This is a genomic window from Cytobacillus sp. GQ23, from assembly GCF_059758675.1.
The window spans coordinates 1-24,833 of sequence record NZ_JCAXER010000036.1 but is presented as its reverse complement, the minus strand read 5'-3'; the positions used below and the strand labels follow the sequence as shown (position 1 = coordinate 24,833).

Below are 24,833 nucleotides of genomic sequence, written 5' to 3'. Positions count from 1 at the left end.
TAATAGAAAGAGAGGGAACATAATGAGAGAAGCGGTTATAGTTGCAGGTGCCAGGACACCGGTCGGAAAAGCCAAAAAAGGCACGCTTGCAAACGTGAGGCCGGATGACTTAGGAGCGCTTGCTGTAAAGGAAACCCTAAAGCGAGCAGGAAACTACGAAGGTAATATCGATGATTTAATTATCGGATGCTCTATGCCTGAAGCGGAACAGGGTCTGAACATGGCCAGGAATATCGGAGCCCTTGCCGGACTTTCTCATGAAGTGCCGGGGATAACAATCAATCGCTATTGTTCTTCAGGCCTGCAGGCTATTGCCTATGCAGCTGAAAAAATTATGATTGGCCATGCAGATACAATTATTGCTGGCGGAGCCGAATCTATGAGCCTGGTGCCGATGATGGGGCATGTAGTACGCCCGAACGCCAGGCTGGCGGAAACAGCTCCTCAATACTATATGGGAATGGGACATACAGCTGAAGAGGTTGCAAAGAAGTATGGCATTACTCGTGAAGATCAGGATGCATTTGCTGTTAGAAGTCATCAGAAGGCTGCGAAGGCAATTCAGGAAGGAAAATTTGCTGATGAAATTGTACCTGTAGACGTAACGTTCAGATCTGTTGGAACAGACAATAAGCTGATAGAAAAAACAATCCATTTCAGTCAGGATGAAGGGGTTCGGGCGGATTCCACAGTTGAAACACTTGGAAAACTTCGTCCCGCATTCTCGGTAACCGGTACTGTTACAGCAGGGAACTCATCTCAGACAAGTGATGGAGCTGCAGCAGTAATGGTTATGGACCGGGAAAAGGCAGAATCATCAGGGTTGAAGCCAATAGCTAAATTCAGAAGCTTTGCGGTGGGCGGTGTTCCTCCTGAAATCATGGGTGTCGGTCCAGTTGTGGCTATTCCTAAAGCATTAAAGCTTGCAGGGCTGGAGATTTCGGATATCGATTTGTTTGAATTGAATGAAGCATTTGCATCCCAATCCATTCAAATTATTCGTGAATTAGGCTTAGATGAAGAGAAAGTAAATGTAAACGGAGGAGCAATTGCACTCGGACATCCGCTGGGCTGTTCCGGAGCCAAGCTCACTCTGTCACTGATTCATGAGATGAAACGCCGCAATCAGCAATTCGGAGTAGTAACAATGTGCATCGGAGGCGGAATGGGTGCAGCCGGAGTATTTGAACTTTTATAGGATTAACTGAAATAAGGAGGGAAGCCACAGGCTTTTTTCCGGAAAAACAGAATGGGGGAAAGAACATGTCAAATCAAACTGAAAATCTAATCAAAGGCGGAAGCTTTTTAATCGAAGATGTTTCATATGACCGGATTTTTACACCTGAAGACTATACAGATGAACAGGTTATGATTGCAAAGACGACTGAAGATTATGTAGTAAATGAAGTTGTTCCGCAAATTGAACATCTTGAAAACCATGAATTTGACCGTTCAGTAAAACTATTGAAGCAAGCTGGAGATCTTGGCCTATTAGGCGCAGATGTGCCGGAGGAATATGGCGGACTTGCGTTAGATAAAGTAAGCTCAGCACTTATTGCAGAGAAAATGGCTCGTGCGGGCGGCTTTTCCATCTCACACGGCGCCCATGTCGGCATTGGCTCCCTTCCGATTGTTCTATTTGGAAACGAAGAGCAAAAACAAAAATACCTTCCTGCACTTGCTACTGGTGAAAAGCTTGCTGCTTATGCATTGACAGAGCCAAGCTCCGGTTCAGACGCTCTTGGGGCAAAAACGACTGCAAAGCTGAATGCTGAGGGCACACACTATGTATTAAACGGAGAAAAGCAATGGATCACCAATGCAGGCTTTGCAGATGTTTTCGTTGTATACGCAAAAATTGACGGCGAACACTTTTCTGCATTCATCGTCGAAAGAGAGTTTCCTGGTGTATCAGTAGGGGCAGAAGAAAAGAAAATGGGAATTAAGAGCTCTTCTACCCGTACATTAATTCTTGAAGACGCCCAGGTGCCAAAGGAAAACCTGCTGGGTGAATTTGGCAAGGGTCATGTGATTGCTTTTAATATCTTAAACATTGGCCGTTATAAGCTAGGTGTTGGTGCGGTTGGCGGTGCAAAGCGTGCATTCGAGCTGGCTGTTCAGTATGCAAATCAGCGCCAGCAGTTTAAGACACCTATTTCTCAATTTAACTTGACTAAAGAAAAACTGGGAACAATGGCTTCCAAGATTTATGCAGCAGAAAGTGCTGTGTATCGTACTGTAGGCCTGTTCGAGGACCGTATGAGCAAGCTGACAGATGATGAAATAAAAGATGGCAAGGAAGTCGCAAAGTCAATTGCTGAATATGCCATTGAGTGCTCCATGAATAAATTCTTTAATACGGAAGTACTCGACTACGTAGTAGATGAAGGTGTTCAGATACATGGTGGCTACGGTTTCATGGCTGAGTACGAGATTGAAAGAGCTTACCGTGATTCACGCATTAACCGTATTTTCGAAGGTACAAACGAAATCAATCGACTGCTGGTACCAGGCACGTATCTGCGCAAAGCGCTAAAAGGAGAGCTCCCATTATTCCAGAAAGCACAGGCGCTGCAGGAAGAGCTTATGATGATGATGCCTGAAGAGCCTGGTGACGAGCCGCTTGCACAGGAAAAATATCTGGTCAAGAATGCGAAAAAGATCGGACTGCTTGCTGCGGGTCTGGCAGCACAAAAGTATGGAAAGGCTCTTGAAAAGGAACAGGAAGTACTCGTAAACATTGCGGATATTATTTCGAATGCTTACGCAATGGAATCTGTGGTTCTCCGCACTGAAAAGGCCATTGAAAAAGCTGGGCTTGAAAAGAGCAAACAAAAACTTCTGTACACTCAAATTTTCTGCCAGGAGGCATTTAACGAAATTGAGCAGGATGCAAAAGAAACACTTGTGGCAGTTGAAAACGGTGATGCCCTGCGCATGATGATGTCCGCACTGCGTAAATTCACACGCCACACGCCAGTAAACGTAATTACAAAGAAACGTGAAGCATCAGAAAAACTGATTGATGCAGAACGTTTTACAGTTTAATTTGACTTAGCCCTCTTCATAAGAAGAGGGCTTTATTCTTGTAAAAAAAACCATTAAAAAACTTTTTACAGTTTGCAGGAACAAATAGAAAAATGTCGAATATTAAATTGGTGATCAGTGTTATGCTTTGTCACCCTTTTATGTTACTATTCAATTAAAAGGCGGCAATTTTGACTGAGCCTGAAATTGCAAAATGGGTGGTGAAAAGAATGGCGTTGACTTTTTATTGGTATCCTAAATGCGGGACATGCCGGAAAGCCAAGAAATGGCTTGACGAACATAATCTGTCCTATGAAGCAATACATATAACAGATAATCCGCCTTCACGAAGCGATATTGAAGCGCTTTATAAAAAGAGCGGGATGGAACTAAAAAAGTTCTTTAATACGAGCGGCCAAAAATATAGGGAGCTTGGCTTGAAGGACAAAGTAAAAACCTCTTCGGATGAAGAACTGCTCGATATACTGGCTACAGACTGCATGCTGATCAAGCGTCCGCTGCTGACAGATGGAGAGAAAGTAACTGTGGGCTTTAAAGAAGAGGAATATGAAAAGACATGGCTAACTAAAGTGCAGAGCTTTTAAGCCATCTTAACCAGGAGATCGATTTACTGATCATAAATTGAAATATTAATACGGAGGGATACATAATGAGCACACCAAAAGAATTACGTTATTCAGAAGAGCATGAGTGGGTAAAAACAGAAGATGGGAAAGTCCGCATTGGGATTACACATTTCGCGCAATCAGAACTTGGTGACATCGTATTCGTTGAACTTCCTGAAGTTGGCGATGAGCTAAGTGCAAATGAACCATTCGGAAGCGTAGAATCTGTAAAAACAGTGTCTGAGCTTTATGCGCCTCTAAGCGGTAAAGTGGTTGAAGTAAATGAAGACCTTAACGACAACCCTGAGTTCGTAAATGAATCTCCATATGAAAAAGCATGGATGGTTGTTGTGGAGCCCACAGATCTAAGCGAAGTAGAAAGCTTGATGACTGCTGAGCAATACGAAGAAATGACTAACGAAGACTAATTTGAAAGCCGGTTCTCTTACGAACCGGTTTTTTCGTTCTATGGGGCAATCATATCAAGCCGTATTTGCTTTTTGTACTTACCTTTAATTGCTATTTTTCTTTTACAGAGACATGGCAAAACTATAAGTACCCCAAAGGCATGAAAGGATTGGTTATCCATGACATTGAAGCAGCAGAAAATCGATATAACTGACCGGGTTGTCGGCAAGCTTAACAACAATGGGATAGATCTTTATCTTGAAGACGAAAAAATTGGTCAAATCAGTCTTCCTGAAGGCTCTTCTTTCAATTTGTCCCATCATTTTGAATCCGAACACCAAAAAATATACCAGAATGTCTCCGTACCGGATAAAGCGCAAGAGCGCTACACAGACTGTGACGAAGGCGGCTGGTGCTGACTACTGTAAACAGCGGAATGATTTCCGCTGTTTATTTAATAGGCTAAAGCAATATGACCAGGCATACAATGAGATAAGCCGTTTTTAACATTTTTCTTCAAAAGCATTTTCTTCCCTAAATTGGGCAAGGAATCAGCGCAGTCCTAAACTCCAAAATGGGCAGGAGATTCACACCATAACCGAGAATATTGAATATATTAAGATAAAAACCAATGCATGACTGGCAGCTTTTTGCTTTTGCTGTTCCTAAAGATTTTTTCAGAGGATAATTAATTTACTGAGTTGATCTTTTGCTATGGGCACCTGCTCCTCGAAATGTCTCCGCTTTTTCTTCGAGCGGTGCTGATTCAAGGAAGCTTAATCAACGTCCTGGGGGGGAGGCTATCATTCCCGCAGAAAGCATGTCCCCTATGCTGAAATCAACGGGCTACATCTATATCTATCAAGAATCTAATAGAGAACAGCCCTAACTAAAACGAACCGTTTCAAAATAACTCCTTTCAGGTGATGACGATGAACGATGGAATTCCGGAAAAAGTGATTATTGTCGAGGGAAAGTCAGATAAAACAAAGGTTAAAAGCATTATAAGAGAGCCCGTTGAGATTATCTGTACAAATGGAACAATAAGCATTACCAAACTGGATGAATTAATTGACACACTATTTGATAAGGATGTATATATATTGGTGGATGCTGATGCAGCAGGTGAAAAGCTGAGAAAACAATTCAAAAGGGAATTTCCCGAGGCAGAGCATCTATACATCGATAGAATGTACAGAGAAGTAGCGACAGCACCGGAGCATCACTTGGCAACAGTGCTTTTGGGTGCTAACATTGACGTTTATACACAATATCTGGACAGATAATAAAGTAAGGATGATAAAATGCAGGAATGGTCGCAGCAGGAAATTGAGAAAGCGATTAGCGGACAAGAAACGATACTTATCTATTTGTATACGCCTATGTGCGGAACCTGCCAGATGGCAGGAAAGATGCTGGCAGTTATAGAACAATTGCTGCCAGATCAAAAAATGGGGAAAGCGGACTTAAATTATATGCCGCAATTGGCTGAAAAATGGGGAGTAGAAAGCGTCCCCTGCCTCCTTATTTTCAGAAGAGGAACTTTACAGGAGAAAATATATGCATTCCGATCCGTTCCCTATTTATTGGATCACATTAGAAGTATTCATTAAAGAAACCAGGAGCAAAAGCGGCCTGGTTTTTTGCATGCTTAAATATTGAGGAAGCGCCATTTCCGCTTTTCAAAATACATTTACAAATTCCACCTGACAGAGTATGATACTTAGGGAAGCGAAATAAAAATTATACAGTGCAGGAAGGGATCCGGATGGCATTTTACAGGGAGTGGGCAGGTCAATTTAAAAGCTATAACCGCAACATAAAATTGGCTTTTATGGCGAATATCTTTACACAAATTGGTTTCGGGATATTCATGGTAATTTATAATTTCTATATAAGAGAACTTGGCTACTCTGAAAGTGTTAATGGGCAAATCATATCCATGACTGCTCTCGCGACAGCCCTGGTTCTTGTGCCGGCAGGGATTGCGAGCGACCGAATTGGCAGAAAAAAAGCGATGCTGTTTGGGGCAGTTGCCACAGGTGCAGTTATGCTTTTCAGAAGTATAGCTGAAATGCAGGAACTGCTGATTTTATTTGCTTTTTTAACAGGACTGACAACAGCTTTTATACAGGTATCGGGCATACCATGGCTGGCTGAGAATTCAAAAGCTGACCAAAGGGTCCATTTATTCAGTATACATTTTGCTATCATGACTGGTGCAAATGTGATCGGCAATTTAAGCGGAGGCGTCTTAACAGATGCTTTTTCCCTGTTTACGGATCAGCTCACCAGTATCCGCATAACTCTTCTAATTGCAAGTGTGTTCTTCATGGCCGGCTTTTTTCCAATTTTGCATTTCTCAGAGGTTTTGAAAGATCAAAAAGATGCAAAGGGCTTAAAAGGTCTGTCATTCAAAAACCTTTCTGCTAATAATGAAGGTGTCAAAATTATAGTTATGTTTGCTTTGGCTCAGCTCCTCATTGGAATTGGCGCAGGACTTGTTATCCCTTATCTAAATTTATACTTTGCAGACCGCTTTGACGCCTCGAATTCAGCAATTGGCATTATTATCTCATTAGGTCAGGCTGCCACGGCCTTTGCCATGATAATCGGTCCGGTTGTTGTAAGAAAGCTGGGAGAGGTTAAAGCCGTTGTGATCCTGCAGCTCATGTCACTGCCCTTCCTGCTTTTAACAGGATATACTGAAAATCTTTGGCTGGCTGCCATCTGCTTTTTGTTCAGGCAGGCGCTCATGAATGCGGGAAATCCTATACAAATGTCACTCATGATGTCAAAGGTAAATGATTCGATGAAAGGGCTGGCAAACTCAGTTAATCAGATGGTTTTCAATCTGGGTTGGGCTGTGATGGGCCCTGTTTCAACAGGAATCGTCATGAGATATGGGGACTATTGGGGATATGCTCTGGTATTCACTATTACAGCCACTTTATATTTGATTGGGTCTATCTATTTTTTCATTGTATTCAGAGGCTATAATAAGACAAAAGCTGCAGAACCCTCTGTAAAAATAATTTAATCTGACATATTTCTCAGGAAATGAAAGAGCAATGCCAATCAAACAGGCAGTGCTTTTCTGATTTTGTCGAATGAAAAATAAAGGATTAAAGCTCTTTATTACTGAATAGTAAAAACAATAAACCCATTAAAAGAGGTGAGGCTGTGAGAGATTTACCTGATTTATTTATCAGGGAATTAAAGGCGAAAGGGCATCTTGAATTTTTCCTGAGAAAATCAAATTTTTCTTTGCTTATTAAAGCTGGAAATATAAGCATTCCTTTAAAAGTTTCGAATGGGGAAATAAAGAAGGCAAGCCATACCAGCCATTTTGATGTGGAAATCTCGGGATTGGAAGAAGATGTGCTGTCACTGATTACCGGGGAAGTAAAGCTACGGGAAGCAATTTCCCGAAATAAAATAATCATGGAAGCCACTTTCAGAAAAAAACTGCTCATCGAGTCCTTTTTCTGTTTAGAAAAAATTTCACTTACCAATACTTGACCATTTTTTAAATAGTATGATAATATCATTATATTGTTAATTAACGGAATATTCTTATCAAGAGAGGCGGAGGGACTGGCCCAGTGAAGCCCGGCAACCGGTAAAGTACACGGTGCTAAATCCAGCAGAGCGGAATGCTCTGGAAGATAAGAAGAGACGATACAGCCCTCTTCTTATGAAGAGGGCCTTTTCAGCTCTTCGATATGAACAAACATTATTATAGAGGAGAGATTATGATGACAGACAAAAAGCAAAACTACCGTTTTGAAACCATTGGAGTGCATGGCGGACTCAAGCCTGACCCTGTAACCGGTGCGAGGGCAGTTCCGATTTATCAGAACAATGCTTATCAATTCAAGGATACAGATCACGCTGCAGACCTCTTTGCTCTGAAAGAGCAGGGATATATTTATAGCAGGATACATAACCCCACTGTCAGTGTATTTGAGGAAAGGGTAGCCCTTCTTGAAGGAGGAGTGGGTGCGCTGGCTCTTGCAAGCGGCCAATCTGCCATAACACTGGCTATTTTAAATATTGCTGAAGCAGGTGATGAAATTGTTGCTGCCTCAAATTTATATGGAGGTACATATAATTTGTTTGCAGTCACACTTCCTAAGTACGGAATAAAGGTGAGACTCGTCGATCCAAAGGATCCGGAAAATTTCCGCAGTGCAATAACAGATAAAACAAAGGCTGTCTTCGCCGAGACGATTGGAAACCCGAGCCTGAAGATCCTTGATATTGAAAAAGTTGCCGCAATTGCACACGAAAATGGTGTGCCGCTAATTGTCGATAACACTTTTGCTACTCCTTATCTTTGCAGGCCAATTGAGCATGGGGCTGACATTGTAATACACTCTGCGACAAAATGGCTGCTCGGCAATGGAACTACAATGGGCGGTATAATTGTTGACGGCGGAAATTTCGACTGGAATTCCCCTAAGTTTCCGGGATTTACAAAACCGGATCCGAGCTATCATGATATTGTTTATAGTGAAGCAATTGGTGAAGCGGCTTATATTATCAAAGCCCGAGTACAGCTGTTGAGAGATTTAGGGCCTGCAATGAGTGCACAAAGTGCATTCCAATTCACACTGGGCCTTGAAACTCTTCATGTAAGAATGAAGGAGCATGTTGCCAATGCCAAAAAGGTAGTGGAATATCTGGAGGCGCATCCAGCTGTTAATTGGGTGCTTTATCCAGGCCATGAAAGCCACCCGGACAAAAAATTGGCAGATAAATACTTGCCAAAAGGAGCCGGAGCAGTGGCTGTATTTGGAATCGCTGGCGGAAGAGAGGCTGGAGCCAAGCTGATCAATAGCCTGAAGCTTTGGGCACATGTGGCCAATGTCGGGGACGCAAAGAGCCTGATTATCCACCCTGCAAGCACCACTCATCAGCAGCTGGATGAGGAAGGTTTAAAGGCTGCCGGTGTACCGGAAGATCTAATTCGGATTTCGATCGGAATTGAGAATGCGGAGGATTTGATTGAAGATCTGGAACAGGCCATTGAAACAGCTGCGGGTCTTACATCGTTGGCCGCAAAAGCGTAAAGGATAATTTACCATTCGCTTTTTTCCGAAAGTTTGAAATTTCATCGTTGACACCTTTTTATCGCCTATGATACGATAGCAAACGTAATTAAAAAACTGCTTAAATAATTTAAAGTATTAATTGAATATAGAACGTAACGCTCTTATCAAGAGAGGTGGAGGGAAGTGCCCTATGAAGCCCGGCAACCGTCAATTTAGTTGAAATGGTGCCAATTCACTCAAAGCATAGCTTTGATAGATGAGAGGAAGGACTAAATTTATTTATGCCTTTCTGCTCATGTGCAGGAAGGCATTTTTGCATTTGCGCATGAAAGTCTATTGTGAGTAAAAAATAGGTAAATAGAAGCAGCCAATTAATTATTATCTGTATCTTTCGATAAAAGAGGTGACTATCACATTGATTTCTATAACAGATGTTCAGAAGATATTCTCTTCAAAAAACAGCCAGGTAAAAGCTGTGGATGATGTAAACCTGGAGGTAAAAGAAGGAGAGATATTCGGTGTTATCGGATATAGCGGTGCTGGTAAAAGTACATTAATCCGTATGCTGAATGGGCTGGAGCTTCCTACCCATGGCAGCGTAACAGTAGCCGGCAATGAGGTTTCAAAGATAAAGGGAAGCAACCTAAGAAAAGCACGTCAGGAAATAAGCATGATCTTCCAGCATTTCAACCTGTTATGGTCGAGAACAGTAAGAGAAAATATTGCATTTCCGCTAGAAATCGCTGGTGTTTCCCGGCAGGAAAGGCTCAAAAGAGTAGACGAGCTCATTAAACTAGTTGGTCTGGAAGGAAGGGAAGAAGCCTACCCATCTCAGCTTAGCGGCGGTCAAAAGCAAAGGGTCGGAATTGCCAGAGCCCTTGCTAACAACCCAAAAGTGCTGCTTTGTGATGAGGCCACATCTGCACTTGATCCTCAAACAACAGATTCCATCTTGGAGCTGCTTGTTGACATCAATGAACGCCTGGGCTTAACCATTGTTCTGATTACACATGAAATGCACGTGATCCGTAAAATCTGCCATCGGGTTGCTGTTATGGAAGGCGGCCGAATTGTTGAAATCGGACCTGTATTAGATGTCTTTAAGAATCCAAAAGCAGAAATAACAAAGCGGTTTGTTCAGCAGGTGACAGAGCCTGAAGAAACGAAGGAAACGATTGATCATCTTGTAGATTTGTATCCACAAGGAAAAGTAGTTCAATTAGGATTTGTCGGCGAATCAGCTGAACAGCCATTGATTACTAACCTGATCCGTCATTTCCAGGTAACTGTAAATATTCTTCAAGGGAAGATTTCCCAGACGCAGAATGGTTCTTATGGTACCTTATTCATCCATGTTGATGGAGAAGCAGAGGAAGTTGCAAAAGCAATTGAATATATCCATTCCCAGCAGGTAGGCGTGGAGGTGATTTCCAATGCTTAATGAATGGTTTCCAAATGTAAAATGGGATTCCATGTGGGAGGCTACTGTGGAAACCCTCTATATGACTGCTATTTCTGTTATCGCAACCTTTATTTTGGGAGCGGTGCTGGGGCTGCTGCTCTTTTTGACAGCTAGGGGGAATATTTGGGAAAATGCGCCAATTAATAAAGTTATCTCTGCGTTCGTCAATATATTCCGTTCAATTCCATTTATCATCCTGATTGTTTTATTAATTCCATTTACGAAGTTTCTATTGGGAACAATGATTGGGGAGGATGCAGCATTGCCTGCATTAATTATTGGTGCTGCTCCGTTCTATGCCCGAATGGTGGAAATCGGCTTGAGGGAGATAGATAAAGGGGTAATTGAAGCAGCCAAGTCAATGGGCGCAAAAACAAGCACGATCATCTGGAAGGTGCTGCTTCCGGAATCAATGCCGGCCCTTGTTTCGGGAATTACTGTAACAGCTATCGCACTGGTTGGCTACACAGCTATGGCTGGTGTTATCGGCGCTGGTGGACTTGGGAATCTGGCATACCTTGAAGGTTTTCAGCGGAGCCGAAGTGATGTGACGCTTATGGCGACCGTAATTATTTTAATCATCGTATTTATCATCCAATTTATTGGAGATATTATTACAACAAAATTAGACAAACGATAAGGAGAGATTTACATGAAAAAGTGGTTATCACTTGCTCTTGCACTGGCAGTTGCCCTTGTACTTGCAGCTTGCGGCACTTCAGAAAAAGACGGCAGTGCCGGAGAAGGCGGAGATAAAGATAGCAAAAAGATTACGGTGGGAGCATCCAATGTGCCTCACGCGGAAATTCTTGAAGAAGCAAAGCCATTACTTGAAGAAAAAGGCTTTGAACTTGATGTTGTAACATTCCAGGATTATGTATTGCCAAATCAGGCTCTTGAGTCTAAAGAGCTTGACGCAAACTACTTCCAGCATATTCCTTATCTTGAGTCGCAGAAAGCTGAGCATGGCTATGATTTTACAAATGCAGGCGGAATTCATATTGAGCCAATCGGTGTATACTCCCAGAAATATAAGAATCTTGAGGAGCTTCCTGAGGGTGCTACAATCATCATGAGCAACTCAGTTGCAGACCATGGCCGCATTCTTTCCATGCTGGAAGCTGAGGGACTTATCACTTTAAATGAAGATGTTGAAAAAACGGAAGCAACACTGGAAGATATAAAAGACAATCCGAAAAAATTAGAGTTTGATACTGAATATGAAGCATCACTTCTTCCTCAGATCTACAATAATGGAGAAGGGGATGCAGTTCTGATTAACTCCAACTATGCAATTGATGCAGGATTAAATCCTCTTAAAGATTCAATTGCTATTGAGGACAAAGATTCACCATATGTAAATGTAATTGCAGTCCGTACAGGTGATGAAGAGAAAGAAGGAATTAAAGCTCTTGTAGAGGTGCTTCGTTCAAAGGAGATCCAGGATTTCATTCTTGAACAATATGAAGGTGCCGTTGTACCGGTATCTGAGTAAGAAAAAAAACAGGCGTTCGCAGCGCCTGTTTTTTTTGCAGATCAGCAGCCCCGCTCCCTGTATAGATAGAAAAGCAAACAAACATACTAACCATGATACTATTTGAAATGGAGTGGAGATCGATGGAGCATTATCATGAACCTTCTAACTCAATAGAAGCAGCCCTTCATGATTATAAAGTCGGATTAGGTGTATTCACTGATAAAATGCCGGATTTGGCACAGCATTATAATGCTTTTACTGAAGCCTGCTTTAAGGAAGGAGTTTTGTCTCAAAAAGAGAAGCAGCTGATCGCGCTAGGAATCAGTTTATATTCTCAGGATGAATACTGCATTATTTACCATACAAAAGGCTGCATTGACCAAGGAGCGTCTGAAGAAGAAATTCTGGAGGCAGTAGGAGTAACAGCGGCTTTTGGAGGCGGAGCAGCCATGAGCCAGGCGGTTACACTCGTCCAGGAGGCCATGACAGAATTGAATCAGCAAAATCATTGAAAATCAGCTCCTGCTTAATAGCAGGGGCTTTTTTTTCGGAAGTTCGCTTCTATTGGGATATATTTACAGATTGTGGTGGAAAGTGTGATTCTGCAGCGGAAATCAACGGACGACATTGAGAAGCATAAAAAACAATTTATTCGAAAAGAGCCTTTTTAGATGTATATTTTCAGAAAATTTACAAAACAACCATTATTTCCGAGCATTCAGCCAGTATTCTAAGGATATGGAATATGAAAGCGTTTCACCGGTTCTCACTCCTGAAATTGCTAAAAAAATCAGGTTTTTTCCGCTTTGTGCGGGGTATATGGTGAGTGTTAAGATTTTAGATGTAAAACTAAATGCTGAAAAGCATAAAAACCGAAAGGATTGGTTCATTATCAGTCAGTTACAGCTGAACTACACGAGTGAAATGGAAAAAGCTATGCAAGCTGCCCATGGAGTTGGATATGAAGTGTACAGCCGGAAACATGATATTCGAATGGAAGTTGAAAAAAGACGTGAGGAAGATTACCTTCAAAGCCAAAGGTTAGTTGCAGATCTTGAAAGAAAGATTCATTCCTAGGTTTAGGTATATATAATAATGAAGTAAATAGTAACCAGTGCCAATGATGCACTGGTTTTCTTTTTGCAATACATGAAATTACAGCACCGGGAAAAAATAGATAGGACATGCCTGGATCCCGGTGATTTCACTCTTTGAAGACATTGGTTTTGTATGATAAAATCTATATTTACAGGCTTTCTAAACATTTTCGTTTGAAAAGTTTGTTAATGGTCTCAAAGAGTTGCTATGATATTTGATTTGTTATAAGATTGTAATGAGAATAAAATGAGAATAGAGATTTGCGGATAAAACCGGTTTACAAATCTTCTTTTATTGACGGAGGTATATATTATGGCAGGATCAGTACTTACAATTAAAGACCTTCATGTTGCTATTGAGGGAAAAGAAATATTAAAAGGTGTAAACCTTGAGATTAAAGGTGGAGAAATCCACGCAATCATGGGGCCGAACGGTACAGGTAAATCTACTTTATCTTCTGCTATCATGGGGCATCCGAAATACGAAGTAACACAAGGAAGCATCACATTGGATGGTAAAGATGTTCTTGAAATGGAAGTTGACGAGCGCGCACGTGCCGGACTTTTTCTTGCAATGCAATATCCAAGTGAAATCAGCGGCGTAACAAATGCCGATTTTTTACGTTCTGCAATTAACAGCCGCCTTGATGAAGGCAACGAAATTTCTCTTATGAAATTCATCCGCAAAATGGACAGCAAGATGGAGTTCCTGGAAATGGACCTTGACATGGCTCAGCGTTATTTAAATGAAGGTTTCTCAGGCGGAGAAAAGAAACGTAATGAAATCCTGCAATTAATGATGCTTGAACCTAAAATCGCTATCCTGGATGAAATCGACTCCGGTTTGGATATCGATGCATTGAAAGTGGTTTCTAAAGGAATCAATGAAATGCGCGGAGAAGAATTTGGCTGCTTAATTATCACACACTATCAGCGCCTTCTTAACTACATCACTCCTGACCATGTTCATGTGATGATGCAGGGCCGCGTTGTAAAATCAGGCGGACCTGAACTTGCACAGCGCTTAGAAGCAGAAGGATATGATTGGATCAAGAAAGAATTGGGCATTGAAGACGAAACAGTTGGGCAAGAAGCGTAAGCGTTAGGGGGATCACTATGACAACGGAAATAAAACTACCATTTGATAAGGATTATGTTAGTTCCTTTTCAAAAGATATGGGCGAGCCGGCATGGCTGACAGAACTCCGTCTAAATGCGCTTGCAAACGCGGAAAGCCTGCCAATGCCAAGGCCTGATAAAACGAAAATAGATAAATGGAACTTTACACAGTTCGAAAAGCATATTGTCGGAAGCGAAGACTTTACGTCTTTAAATGACCTTCCGGAGGATGTAAGAAACCTGATTGATACCGAAGCCGGCGATCAGAACTTATATATTCAGCGAAATAATAGACCGACTCATTTGGCTATATCCAAAGAGCTTCAGGAAAAAGGTGTTATTTTCACAGACATCTTTACAGCGGCAAGAGAACATAGCGAGCTGCTTCAAAAGTATTTCATGAAAGATGGCGTCAAAACGGACGAACACCGTTTAACCGCTTTGCACGCGGCTCTTTTAAATGGCGGAGCGTTCTTGTACATTCCGAAAAACGTGGAAATTTCAGCGCCAATTCAGGCTGTATATATCCATGATGATAAAGAGGCAAACCTATTTAACCATGTATTGGTGGTAGCTGATGATAACAGCTCAGTTACTTACGTGGAAAATTATGTTTCCGTGGTTGAGGAAGCGAATAGCGTCTTTAATATTGTTACTGAGGTCATTGCCAATGCAAATGCAAGAGTGCAGTATGGTGCGGTTGATACACTTGCTAAGGGAACAACAGCGTATGTGAACCGCCGAGGAGTTGCAGGCCGTGATGCACGCATTGAATGGGCTCTTGGACTAATGAACGACGGCAATACAGTTTCAGAGAATACAACTAATCTTGTTGGAGACGGTTCTTTCGGTGATACCAAAACAGTTGTTGTAGGACGCGGAGAACAGACCCAAAACTTTACAACAAAAGTAGTTCATTTCGGAAAAAATTCCGAAGGTTACATTTTAAAACATGGGGTTATGAAAGACTCTGCATCTTCCATCTTTAATGGAATCGGCAAAATCGAGCACGGTGCTTCCAAGTCAAATGCCGAGCAGGAATCACGCGTTCTGATGCTAAGCGAAAAAGCCCGCGGAGATGCAAACCCGATTTTATTAATCGACGAAGATGATGTAACAGCTGGTCACGCAGCTTCAGTTGGCCGTGTGGATCCATTGCAGCTTTACTATTTAATGAGCCGCGGTGTCTCCCAGAAAGAGGCGGAACGTCTTGTTATTCACGGCTTCCTGGCGCCGGTTGTTAACGCTCTTCCTATCGAAGGTGTTAAAAAGCAGCTTACTGCCGTTATTGAAGGGAAAGTAAAATAATGAATGCCCGTGAGATTCGGCAGATGTTTCCCATACTGGATCAGGAAGTCAATGGAAAGCCCCTTGTTTATCTGGACAGTGCCGCTACTTCCCAAAAGCCTGTTCCGGTAATTGAGGCGATTGATAAATACTACAGGGAATATAACTCGAATGTTCATAGAGGCGTCCATACCTTGGGCACCAGAGCAACGGATGGCTATGAAGGTGCCAGGGAAAAGGTGCGAAAATTCATAAATGCAAAATCCACTGAGGAAGTTATTTTTACAAGAGGAACAACAACATCCATCAATACAGTGGCAGCAAGCTACGGGCGCGCTAACCTGTCTGAAGGCGATGAAATAGTTATCACCTATATGGAACACCACAGCAATATCATTCCGTGGCAGCAGGTAGCTAAACAGACCGGTGCCACGCTAAAGTACCTCCCACTGCAGGAGGACGGAACCATCTCTCTTGAAGATGTCCGTGCAACCGTCACAGCCAATACGAAAATCGTATCGATCATGCAGGTATCGAATGTATTGGGTGTGATGAACCCGATTAAGGAAATTGCGAAAATCGCCCATGAGAATGGCGCGATTATGGTTGTGGATGGTGCACAAAGTGCTCCGCATATGAAAATTGATGTTCAGGACCTGGATTGTGATTTTCTTGCTTTTTCCGGACATAAGATGTGCGGTCCTACTGGCATCGGTGTTCTTTACGGTAAGAAAAAGCATCTTGAAAAAATGGAACCTGTTGAATTTGGCGGTGAAATGATCGACTTTGTCGGCCTCTATGAATCGACATGGAAGGAGCTACCATGGAAATTCGAAGGGGGAACGCCAATCATTGCAGGTGCCATCGGAATTGGTGCGGCAATTGATTTCCTTGAGCAGATTGGCTTGAATGAAATCGAGGCATATGAGCACAAGCTGGCTGCTTATGCTATGGAAAAAATGTCTGCTATCGAGGGAATGACCATTTATGGACCTAAAGAAGCCTCGAAGCGGGCAGGTCTGGTTACATTTAATATAGACGATGTTCATCCACATGATGTGGCTACTGTATTGGATGCAGAAGGAATTGCAGTCCGCGCCGGCCACCATTGTGCACAGCCGCTTATGAAGTGGCTCAAGGTGTCGGCAACTGCACGTGCAAGCTTCTATCTGTACAATACGGAAGAAGATATTGATAAGCTTGTTTCCGGGCTTGTCAAAACAAAGGAGTATTTCAGCGATGTCTTCTAAAAATTTAGATACCCTTTACCGCCAGGTTATAATGGATCATTATAAAAACCCTCGTAACAAAGGGGTACTTGAAGATGACAGCCTGACGATCAATATGAATAACCCTACTTGCGGAGACCGGATTCAATTGACGCTGAAGCTTGAGGATGGCAAAGTGGCAGACGCAAAGTTTGAAGGCGAAGGATGTTCCATCTCCATGTCCTCAGCTTCCATGATGACTCAAGCCATCAAGGGTAAAAATATTGAAGATGCCTTAAAGCTTTCCAAAGTTTTCTCTGACATGATGCTGGGGAAAGAATATGATGAAGATGATCTTGATCTTGGCGATATCGAAGCTCTTCAGGGAGTTTCCCAATTCCCTGCCAGAATCAAATGTGCCACTTTAGCATGGAAAGCAATGGAAAAAGGTGTTGGCACAGAGAAAGAAGAACAGGAATAAATCAATCAAACGTTTGATTAATACTTTATGATCTGTCTTGTGTGCTAAAATACTATGAAATGATAGGGTGTACACCCTTTCCTATATGAATGGAGGAATACGACGATGGCAAAAAAAATGCCTGAGATCGGCGATTATAAGTATGGTTTTGCCGATAAAGACGTTTCCATTTTCCGATCAAAACGCGGTTTGACAAAAGAAATTGTTGAAGAGATTTCAAAATTGAAGGAAGAGCCACAATGGATGCTTGACTTCCGTTTAAAATCACTGGACCATTTCTATAACATGCCTATGCCGCAATGGGGCGGAGATTTAGCGTCATTAAACTTTGATGAAATTACGTATTATGTTAAGCCTTCTGAGAAGACTGAACGTTCTTGGGATGAAGTTCCTGATGAAATTAAACAGACCTTTGATAAATTAGGTATTCCTGAAGCAGAGCAGAAGTATCTTGCTGGTGTTTCTGCACAGTATGAATCAGAGGTTGTTTACCATAATATGCAGGAAGACCTGGAAGCAAAAGGAATTGTATTCAAGGATACCGATTCGGCTCTTCGCGAAAATGAAGATATTTTCCGTGAGCACTGGGCAAAGGTTATCCCTCCAACAGACAACAAATTTGCTGCATTAAACTCAGCCGTTTGGTCTGGCGGATCGTTCATCTATGTTCCTAAAGGTGTTAAAGTTGATACGCCATTGCAGGCCTATTTCCGCATTAACTCTGAGAACATGGGGCAATTTGAGCGTACCCTTATCATAGTTGATGAAGGCGCACATGTACACTATGTAGAAGGCTGTACTGCACCTGTGTACACAACCAACTCACTTCATAGTGCGGTTGTTGAAATTATTATCAAAAAAGACGCATATTGCCGTTATACAACCATCCAAAACTGGGCAAACAACGTATACAACCTGGTTACAAAGCGTGCGGTTTGTGAATCAAACGCAACAATGGAATGGATTGACGGAAACATCGGTTCAAAACTGACAATGAAATATCCTGCAGTTATCCTTAAAGGAGAAGGCGCACGCGGCATGACCCTTTCCATTGCATTAGCAGGCAAAGGGCAGCATCAGGATGCAGGTGCAAAAATGATTCACCTTGCACCGAACACGTCTTCAACGATCGTGTCAAAATCGATTTCCAAGCAGGGCGGTAAAGTAACATACCGCGGAATCGTTCACTTCGGCCGCAAAGCTGAAGGTGCCCGTGCCAACATCGAATGTGATACGTTAATTATGGATAACCAGTCAACTTCAGATACAATTCCATACAATGAAATCCTAAACGACAACATCTCTCTTGAGCATGAAGCGAAGGTTTCAAAAGTATCAGAAGAACAGCTATTCTACCTTATGAGCCGTGGAATTTCAGAGGAAGAAGCAACAGAAATGATCGTAATGGGCTTCATCGAGCCATTTACGAAAGAACTTCCAATGGAATACGCAGTAGAAATGAACCGTCTGATCAAGTTTGAAATGGAAGGTTCCATCGGTTAATAGCTAATTTATGAAAACCCGTTTACCGGCCATGGTAAGCGGGTTTTTAAAATAGGTAACAGGGAGTATATTATTTTTGGATAAATTGCTAAAGTGGAGATATAAAAATTAGTTCTCAGTTTATCGTGACAATACTTAGCCAAACGGAGGTATTTCAATGATTATCATAGGCGTAACAGGCTGGGGCGATCATGATAGCCTTTATCCAGGCGCCATTTCGCCAAGAGATAAATTAAAGGAGTACGCCGGCCACTTCCCGACAGTAGAGGTGGACTCTGCTTTTTATGCCGTGCAGCCAAAACGCAACTCCGCCAAATGGGTTAATGACACCCCAGATGGTTTTCAATTCATTGTAAAAGCCTATCAGGGTATGACGGGCCATCAAAGAGGAGAGATCCCTTTTGAAAGCAAAGAAGAAATGTTTGAGGCGTTTAAGGATTCATTGGAGCCTTATATTGAGTCCGGCAAACTGGCAATGGTGCTGTTTCAATTTCCGCCATGGTTTGACTGTAAAAAAGCCAATGTTGATTATCTTCGCTGGTGCAAGGAAAAGATGGGGGAGATCCCCTGTGCTCTGGAGTTCAGGCATCAATCATGGTTTCGGCCGGAGTTTAGGGAAAGCACGCTAAGCTTTATGAAAGAGGAAGAATGGATTCACAGCATCTGTGACGAGCCGCAAGCCGGTGAAGGTTCAGTTCCAACAGTTCTGGAAACAACCAATATGGACAAAGTGCTCGTTCGTTTCCACGGACGCAATTTTCACGGCTGGCAGAAAAAGAATGGGGACAACTGGCGTGAGGTCCGCTATCTTTACCGCTATAACGAAGAAGAACTGGCAGAATGGGCAGAACATCTAAAAAAGCTCAAGAAAAAATGTAAAAATGTATACGTCGTCTTCAACAACAACTCAGGCGGTGACGCGGCAGACAACGCTAAACAAATGATCGAAATGCTGAATATCGAATACCAGCAGCTAGCTCCCAGACAACTTGATTTATTTTAAAACCGGGTGACAGGCACCTATACCACTTCGGCAAACTGGTATAGGTGCCTGTCACGTTCACCCTTTTCCTTGTCCGTACATATTGTGTAAGGGAAAAGGAAAGGAGTGGGTGCAGGTATGATTGATTTGAAGCCGATTGAAATAGGTGGCCACACTTTTTTGAGTGTTTCGGTGCAGCTGCCGAAGACTAATCTGCTGGTGGTAACGAATGATAAAGGGTATATTATGTGCGGAGCCCTGGATGTAGCTTTGCTGAACGAAAAGCTTAAGGACCGTAAAGTAATTGCCGGCAGGGCTGTCGGTGTAAAAACGATAGATCAGCTGTTGAATGCCCCGCTTGAGTCTGTCACTTACGAGGCCGAGGAATTGGGCATTGTTAAAGGAACGATCGGAAAAGAAGCACTTCTCAAAATGATTTAAAGGCATGCCTTAAGAGGCTTGTCTTTTTTTATGGAGTTTTCGTAAGTGATGTTGCATGTTGAATCGTTTACTGAGGAAGGTGCGAGAGCGTTATTTGGTGTCCTGCCCAAATAACGGGGACAGCTGAGTTTCCGAAGGGGCAGGGCGTCCAGGAAGCTCAGGCACCAAGCCTCAGAAAGCGGAATTTAGGCTATTAAGGGACATTATCATCTTTGGAAAAAACCTATCCGCACATAAAATTAGTTATCCGCACAGAAAAGCCGGCTATCCGCACAGAAAGAAATTTATCCGCACATAAATAAAGGCTATCCGCACAGAAATAGATAACGGATTAAAAAAACAGCCCGGATTGAAGGATGACACAACAAAATTAATCGGAATTCCCTAAAAAATCTCTTCTTTAGAGAAGAACTTCCGCCAATGCAGGAATTTTGTCGTATAATGTAAATAAAACCAAATAATTCCCGAAATATAAAGTAGAGCAAAAAAAGGATATGGGAGATACATATGAGATTAGCAGCAACCAATACAATTGAGACTGGCAGTGTTTTGGCCAAAGCTATATATAATGACAAGGGTCAGGTCCTTTTGCATGAAGGTGTGGAGCTGGCTGATAAATTAATAAATAAACTGCAGGAAGTGGGTATTGCCTATGTGTATATCAAAGATCAGCGCACTGAGGATATCCAATATAAGAACCCTCTGAATCCCAAAATGCGGAAAAAGGCTATCGAAACCATAGAAACGGTTCTAAAGGAAGTAGAAGCAAATAAAGAATTTTCTAGCACTCTGGTCGTGGAGAATGCTTCAAATAGGCTCTCAGGGCTGATTCGCCAGCTAATCAGTGAAATAAGGGGAAATAAAGAGCTGCTTACGATCCTATCAGATGTTTATTCATATGATCACTATATTTTCACACATTCTCTGAACGTAACTCTTTACTCACTCGCAATCGGGATGAAGCTGCAGCTCCTGCCGAAGGAACTTGAAATCCTTGGGCTGGGTGCAATCCTCCATGATGTCGGAAAGATGAAGGTGCCTGCAGATATCCTTTTGAAACCTGGTAAATTGACATCTGAAGAATTTGAATCCATTAAGAAGCATCCCGAAGATGGATTTAATATATTAAGAAAAGTAGAGACAATTCCTCTTCTTGTTGCACATTGTGCCTTTCAGCACCATGAACGATTGAATGGGTCAGGCTATCCTCGCGGACTACAGGGGAACGAAATTCATGATTTCGGCAAGATTATTGCAATTGCCGATGTGTTTGACGCAGTTACATCCAACCGCATATACAGGCAGGCTATGCTCCCGCATGAAGGCCTGGAAGTCCTGTATGCAGGGGCCGGCAAGCTGTTTGATAAGAAAGTCATTGAAGTTTTCCGTCAGGCGGTAGCCGTGTACCCGGTTGGTATTACTGTTGAGCTGAATGATGGAAGAAAAGGAGTTGTCTGCCGGCAGAATGCGGGACTTAGCGACAGGCCGGTCATCCGTATACTTGAAGAAAAGGGCAGAAACGTTGAGCCATATGAAGCAGACCTAGGGGCTGAATTGAATTCCGTTATTACGGGCTGTGATACGACTTTTGTACAACAATAAATTGAAACTTCAATCAGGGGATGGCTTATCCCCTTGATGGTTAGTTGAACCAATCGGGCCTTTACTGGCAGTTTGACCCCACTTATCCTCCTTTGATTCCGTTGACTCTTGAAGTGCGGTCTTATTGCCCGTTAGACTGCGATAAACTATTTTGGATTTTTGAGCCTAGTTCCCTCCTTTACAGCATACATATAGCATGTAAAGGGGGGATTTGTTTTGGCAAAATTTCGCGGCCGGCTGCCCCGGAAAGGTCCTCTTCCATTCCGCTATGTATTTCTTTTGACCTTTGTATTCTTCGTTATCTCAACAGCTGCCGGCCTTTGGATTATTAATGAAGGGCTTAAGCCCACACTCATGAGCTATGCAGATTCACAGACAAGGAAAATCGCATCATTGGTAATAAACAATGCGATTAACAAAAAAATTACCAATGTGATGGATTTGGAAGATATGTTTGAGGCAAGCGAGAGCGGTGTTGTCAGCATTAACGTGGAAAAGCTGAACAGAGTCAAAGCGGAAGTAACCGAACTGGTTCAGGATAATATTAAGAAAGCAGAAAAAGGCGATTTGGATGCATTGGAGTCTTTTACAGACGTAGAAATTAATACGGAGCAAATGCAGCACTCAAATGGAATTGTCTATTATGTTCCGCTTGGCCAGGCAACCAATAATGCACTCCTTGGTAACTTGGGTCCCCGTATTCCAGTGAAGTTTAATGCAGTCGGTTCTGTTACCTCCAATTTTATAACTGAAACAAAGGATCACGGCATAAATAATGTGGAAGTGAAGGTACTGGTCCGCCTGGACGTTCAGGTCCAAATTATCATTCCTTTTGCCACCAAAATTATTACAGTACAGGAAGATGTGCTGGCCGCTTATGGCATTTACCCGGGAAAGGTCCCGCAATTTTACAATGGCGGAGGAGGAACCTCGCCATCAATCGAAATACCGGCAAGCCAATAATACTTGCAAATAGTTTAGTATTTTGATAAAATTCTACTATAATTTCATAAAAACCTTATCATATCCGATGGGGTAGAGGTGCAGTATTCAAGAGTACGCTGAGTGAGGATGACAACAATGACCGCAGCCGAAAGGGAATGTTGCCGAAGTATGATTAGTGAGTCAGAACTAATCTTGCTGGGGTTACTTCGAATAGGAGTAACACTGTCATTATGAGGGGAAAGTATGAATATACTTTGTCAAAGCCTTCATAATGGGGAGCTACAGATCGTGATGGAGAAACTAATTACTTCAAAAGAGTAATGATAGATTTTTCTCTATCGTTACTCTTTTTTATTTTGACTCTGTCATCATCCTTGTTGTTCCCCTGATTGAAAACGGACACGCCTTAAATGGTGTGATCCCAAAAAACAAGAGGAGGACAAGAAATGGCAAACACGATTTTCTCCCTGCTGCCGCCTTTGGTTGCAATCGCTATGGTTATCCTGACCAGGCGCGTCTTGCTGTCATTGGGAGTGGGGATCGTAACAGCTGCATTATTGCTGGCTGAATTCAGCATTACAGAAACTTTCAGCATTATTTGGGATGCTGTAAAAGGAATATTTGTTTCAGATGGAGAACTGAACACCTGGAATGTATATATTATTTTATTCTTGCTTGTATTAGGTGTTATTACTGCATTTATATCTATTTCAGGCGGAAGCCGCGCTTTTGGGGAATGGGCGATGAAGCGGGTTAAGACCCGTGCAGGCGCACAGATTGTCGGAGCTGTTTTAGGTATTATTATTTTCATTGACGATTATTTCAACGCTTTGGCAGTCGGCCAGATTTCACGTCCGATTACAGATCGCCAGCGTGTATCCCGTGCGAAGCTTGCGTATCTTATTGATTCAACTTCAGCACCTGTTTGTGTCGTATCACCGGTATCAAGCTGGGGTGCGTACATTATTGCATTGATTGGGACCATTCTTGCGGCCCATAATGTTACTGAGTATTCTGCTTTCTCTGCGTTTATTCAAATGATTCCAATGAACCTTTATGTTTGGTCAACTCTGGCCATTGTATTTATCGTAGCGTTATGGGGCATAGAGATCGGGCCAATGAAAGTTCATGAGAAGCGGGCAGCTGAAGAGGGGCTTGTAATGGATCCCGAGAAGCCGGCACCTGGTGAATTGAAGGATGATCTTCCTACAAGTTCTAAAGGATCTGTCGGAGATCTTGTATGGCCTATTATAGCTCTTGTAATCGGTACAGTGGGTTCAATGTTTTGGACAGGTTCACAGGCGGTTGAAGGAAATGCCACCGTTTTACAAATTTTTGAAAATACAGATGTCTCTAAATCCTTAATCCTCGGTGGCCTAGTGGGCCTAGTGGTTTCGTTAGGTTTATTCTTCCGTCAGGCCTTTGTTTTGAAAGGCGTTAAAGCAAATGTCTTCGGCAAAGGGGTATGGGAAGGGATTAAATCCATGCTTCCGGCTGTTTATATCTTGCTGTTTGCCTGGGCAATTGTGGATTTAATTGGCCGTTTGGAGACTGGAAAATATTTGGCGGGTATTGTGGAAAGCACAAATATGAGCACTTCATGGCTTCCGTTTCTACTTTTTGCCATAGCAGGAATAATGGCTTTCAGTACTGGAACTTCATGGGGATCATTTGGAATTCTGCTTCCAATTGCAGGAGACATTGCCGCTGCAACTGATATTACTCTGTTACTGCCGGCTATGTCAGCTGTTCTTGCCGGAGCGGTATTCGGTGACCATTGTTCACCGATTTCCGATACAACCATCCTTTCTTCAACAGGGGCTGGCTGTAACCATATAGACCATGTGATGACTCAGCTGCCATATGCCTTGATTTCTGCGGGGATTGCTGCAGCTGGCTATTTAATCATAGGTTTCACCAGCAGCACTGTAATCGCATTACTTGCAGTAGCTGTTCTTGTAGCGGCATTTGCCTTCTTTGGCCGCGGAAAGAAAGAATCCTGGCAGGAAAGCAAGGCAAGTTAAAAATTATTGAAAAAGGCTTTCTCTTTGAGAGAGGCCTTTTTTGGTGCTGTTCATCGAAAAGAAAAAGGGTTCCCTCAGAGGGAACCC

Annotated in this window: 25 protein-coding genes and 3 riboswitches; all 25 genes read left to right on the top strand. The window is 42.5% G+C overall.

What is annotated here, in order from left to right:
• Positions 1 to 22 precede the first annotated feature (22 nt).
• The gene (locus tag AC6CHU_RS22995; RefSeq protein WP_251284822.1) at positions 23 to 1,198 is read left to right on the top strand and encodes an acetyl-CoA C-acetyltransferase; all 1,176 of its coding nucleotides are present in this window, start codon (positions 23 to 25) and stop codon (positions 1,196 to 1,198) included.
• 65 nt (positions 1,199 to 1,263) lie between these two features.
• The gene (locus tag AC6CHU_RS22990; protein ID WP_159871486.1) at positions 1,264 to 3,048 is read left to right on the top strand and encodes an acyl-CoA dehydrogenase FadE; all 1,785 of its coding nucleotides are present in this window, start codon (positions 1,264 to 1,266) and stop codon (positions 3,046 to 3,048) included.
• A 209-nt stretch (positions 3,049 to 3,257) separates the two neighbouring features.
• The gene (locus AC6CHU_RS22985; RefSeq protein WP_498122883.1) at positions 3,258 to 3,632 is read left to right on the top strand and encodes an arsenate reductase family protein; all 375 of its coding nucleotides are present in this window, start codon (positions 3,258 to 3,260) and stop codon (positions 3,630 to 3,632) included.
• A 65-nt stretch (positions 3,633 to 3,697) separates the two neighbouring features.
• Positions 3,698 to 4,081: a glycine cleavage system protein GcvH gene (gcvH, locus tag AC6CHU_RS22980; RefSeq protein WP_159868043.1), complete on the top strand. Its 384-nt coding sequence runs from the start codon at positions 3,698 to 3,700 to the stop codon at positions 4,079 to 4,081.
• Between the two features lie 159 nt (positions 4,082 to 4,240).
• Complete coding sequence (locus AC6CHU_RS22975; protein WP_159868041.1) at positions 4,241 to 4,480, top strand: YusG family protein; 240 nt, start codon at positions 4,241 to 4,243, stop codon at positions 4,478 to 4,480.
• A 513-nt stretch (positions 4,481 to 4,993) separates the two neighbouring features.
• Positions 4,994 to 5,347 carry a toprim domain-containing protein gene (locus AC6CHU_RS22970; protein ID WP_251284820.1) on the top strand — a complete coding sequence of 118 codons (354 nt, stop codon included), beginning with the start codon at positions 4,994 to 4,996 and terminating at the stop codon, positions 5,345 to 5,347.
• Between the two features lie 18 nt (positions 5,348 to 5,365).
• A complete protein-coding gene (locus AC6CHU_RS22965) occupies positions 5,366 to 5,674 on the top strand; it encodes a thioredoxin family protein (RefSeq protein WP_159868038.1) in 309 nt (102 codons plus the stop codon).
• 155 nt (positions 5,675 to 5,829) lie between these two features.
• Positions 5,830 to 7,101, top strand: a complete 1,272-nt coding sequence (locus AC6CHU_RS22960; RefSeq protein WP_251284819.1) for an MFS transporter — start codon at positions 5,830 to 5,832, stop codon at positions 7,099 to 7,101.
• A gap of 143 nt (positions 7,102 to 7,244) precedes the next feature.
• Entirely contained in the window at positions 7,245 to 7,583 is a 339-nt protein-coding gene (locus AC6CHU_RS22955) for an SCP2 sterol-binding domain-containing protein (RefSeq protein ID WP_498122868.1), read from the top strand.
• Between the two features lie 51 nt (positions 7,584 to 7,634).
• Positions 7,635 to 7,736, top strand: a riboswitch (SAM riboswitch).
• An 83-nt stretch (positions 7,737 to 7,819) separates the two neighbouring features.
• On the top strand, positions 7,820 to 9,136 hold the full coding sequence (locus tag AC6CHU_RS22950; protein WP_251284830.1) for an O-acetylhomoserine aminocarboxypropyltransferase/cysteine synthase family protein: 1,317 nt from the start codon (positions 7,820 to 7,822) through the stop codon (positions 9,134 to 9,136).
• 140 nt (positions 9,137 to 9,276) lie between these two features.
• Positions 9,277 to 9,381, top strand: a riboswitch (SAM riboswitch).
• Between the two features lie 152 nt (positions 9,382 to 9,533).
• The gene (locus AC6CHU_RS22945) at positions 9,534 to 10,559 is read left to right on the top strand and encodes a methionine ABC transporter ATP-binding protein (protein ID WP_498122866.1); all 1,026 of its coding nucleotides are present in this window, start codon (positions 9,534 to 9,536) and stop codon (positions 10,557 to 10,559) included.
• On the top strand, positions 10,552 to 11,220 hold the full coding sequence (locus AC6CHU_RS22940) for a methionine ABC transporter permease (RefSeq protein WP_159868026.1): 669 nt from the start codon (positions 10,552 to 10,554) through the stop codon (positions 11,218 to 11,220). The genes AC6CHU_RS22945 and AC6CHU_RS22940 overlap by 8 nt, the downstream gene beginning before the upstream one ends.
• 12 nt (positions 11,221 to 11,232) lie before the next feature.
• Positions 11,233 to 12,075 carry a MetQ/NlpA family ABC transporter substrate-binding protein gene (locus AC6CHU_RS22935; RefSeq protein WP_498122865.1) on the top strand — a complete coding sequence of 281 codons (843 nt, stop codon included), beginning with the start codon at positions 11,233 to 11,235 and terminating at the stop codon, positions 12,073 to 12,075.
• Positions 12,076 to 12,197: 122 nt separating this feature from the next.
• A complete protein-coding gene (locus AC6CHU_RS22930; protein ID WP_159868020.1) occupies positions 12,198 to 12,569 on the top strand; it encodes a carboxymuconolactone decarboxylase family protein in 372 nt (123 codons plus the stop codon).
• Between the two features lie 310 nt (positions 12,570 to 12,879).
• Positions 12,880 to 13,134, top strand: a complete 255-nt coding sequence (locus AC6CHU_RS22925; protein WP_498122864.1) for a YuzK family famiily protein — start codon at positions 12,880 to 12,882, stop codon at positions 13,132 to 13,134.
• A 333-nt stretch (positions 13,135 to 13,467) separates the two neighbouring features.
• Entirely contained in the window at positions 13,468 to 14,253 is a 786-nt protein-coding gene (sufC, locus tag AC6CHU_RS22920) for a Fe-S cluster assembly ATPase SufC (RefSeq protein ID WP_159868014.1), read from the top strand.
• Positions 14,254 to 14,270: 17 nt separating this feature from the next.
• Positions 14,271 to 15,581 carry a Fe-S cluster assembly protein SufD gene (gene sufD / locus AC6CHU_RS22915; protein ID WP_159868011.1) on the top strand — a complete coding sequence of 437 codons (1,311 nt, stop codon included), beginning with the start codon at positions 14,271 to 14,273 and terminating at the stop codon, positions 15,579 to 15,581.
• Positions 15,581 to 16,810 (top strand): cysteine desulfurase, encoded by a 1,230-nt coding sequence (locus AC6CHU_RS22910; protein WP_159868008.1) that lies wholly within the window; start codon positions 15,581 to 15,583, stop codon positions 16,808 to 16,810. Before sufD ends, AC6CHU_RS22910 begins: the two co-directional genes overlap by 1 nt.
• Positions 16,800 to 17,249, top strand: a complete 450-nt coding sequence (gene sufU / locus AC6CHU_RS22905) for a Fe-S cluster assembly sulfur transfer protein SufU (protein ID WP_159868005.1) — start codon at positions 16,800 to 16,802, stop codon at positions 17,247 to 17,249. Before AC6CHU_RS22910 ends, sufU begins: the two co-directional genes overlap by 11 nt.
• A gap of 105 nt (positions 17,250 to 17,354) precedes the next feature.
• Positions 17,355 to 18,752 carry a Fe-S cluster assembly protein SufB gene (gene sufB / locus AC6CHU_RS22900; RefSeq protein WP_159868002.1) on the top strand — a complete coding sequence of 466 codons (1,398 nt, stop codon included), beginning with the start codon at positions 17,355 to 17,357 and terminating at the stop codon, positions 18,750 to 18,752.
• A gap of 157 nt (positions 18,753 to 18,909) precedes the next feature.
• Positions 18,910 to 19,755 carry a DUF72 domain-containing protein gene (locus AC6CHU_RS22895; RefSeq protein ID WP_159867999.1) on the top strand — a complete coding sequence of 282 codons (846 nt, stop codon included), beginning with the start codon at positions 18,910 to 18,912 and terminating at the stop codon, positions 19,753 to 19,755.
• Positions 19,756 to 19,872: 117 nt separating this feature from the next.
• On the top strand, positions 19,873 to 20,175 hold the full coding sequence (locus tag AC6CHU_RS22890) for a YunC family protein (RefSeq protein ID WP_159867996.1): 303 nt from the start codon (positions 19,873 to 19,875) through the stop codon (positions 20,173 to 20,175).
• A 507-nt stretch (positions 20,176 to 20,682) separates the two neighbouring features.
• The gene (locus AC6CHU_RS22885; RefSeq protein ID WP_159867993.1) at positions 20,683 to 21,777 is read left to right on the top strand and encodes an HD-GYP domain-containing protein; all 1,095 of its coding nucleotides are present in this window, start codon (positions 20,683 to 20,685) and stop codon (positions 21,775 to 21,777) included.
• A gap of 216 nt (positions 21,778 to 21,993) precedes the next feature.
• Positions 21,994 to 22,740: a sporulation protein YunB gene (gene yunB, locus AC6CHU_RS22880; RefSeq protein WP_159867990.1), complete on the top strand. Its 747-nt coding sequence runs from the start codon at positions 21,994 to 21,996 to the stop codon at positions 22,738 to 22,740.
• Positions 22,741 to 22,805: 65 nt separating this feature from the next.
• Positions 22,806 to 23,012, top strand: a riboswitch (Lysine riboswitch).
• A 156-nt stretch (positions 23,013 to 23,168) separates the two neighbouring features.
• Positions 23,169 to 24,746 (top strand): Na+/H+ antiporter NhaC family protein, encoded by a 1,578-nt coding sequence (locus AC6CHU_RS22875; protein ID WP_159867987.1) that lies wholly within the window; start codon positions 23,169 to 23,171, stop codon positions 24,744 to 24,746.
• Positions 24,747 to 24,833: the final 87 nt, after the last annotated feature.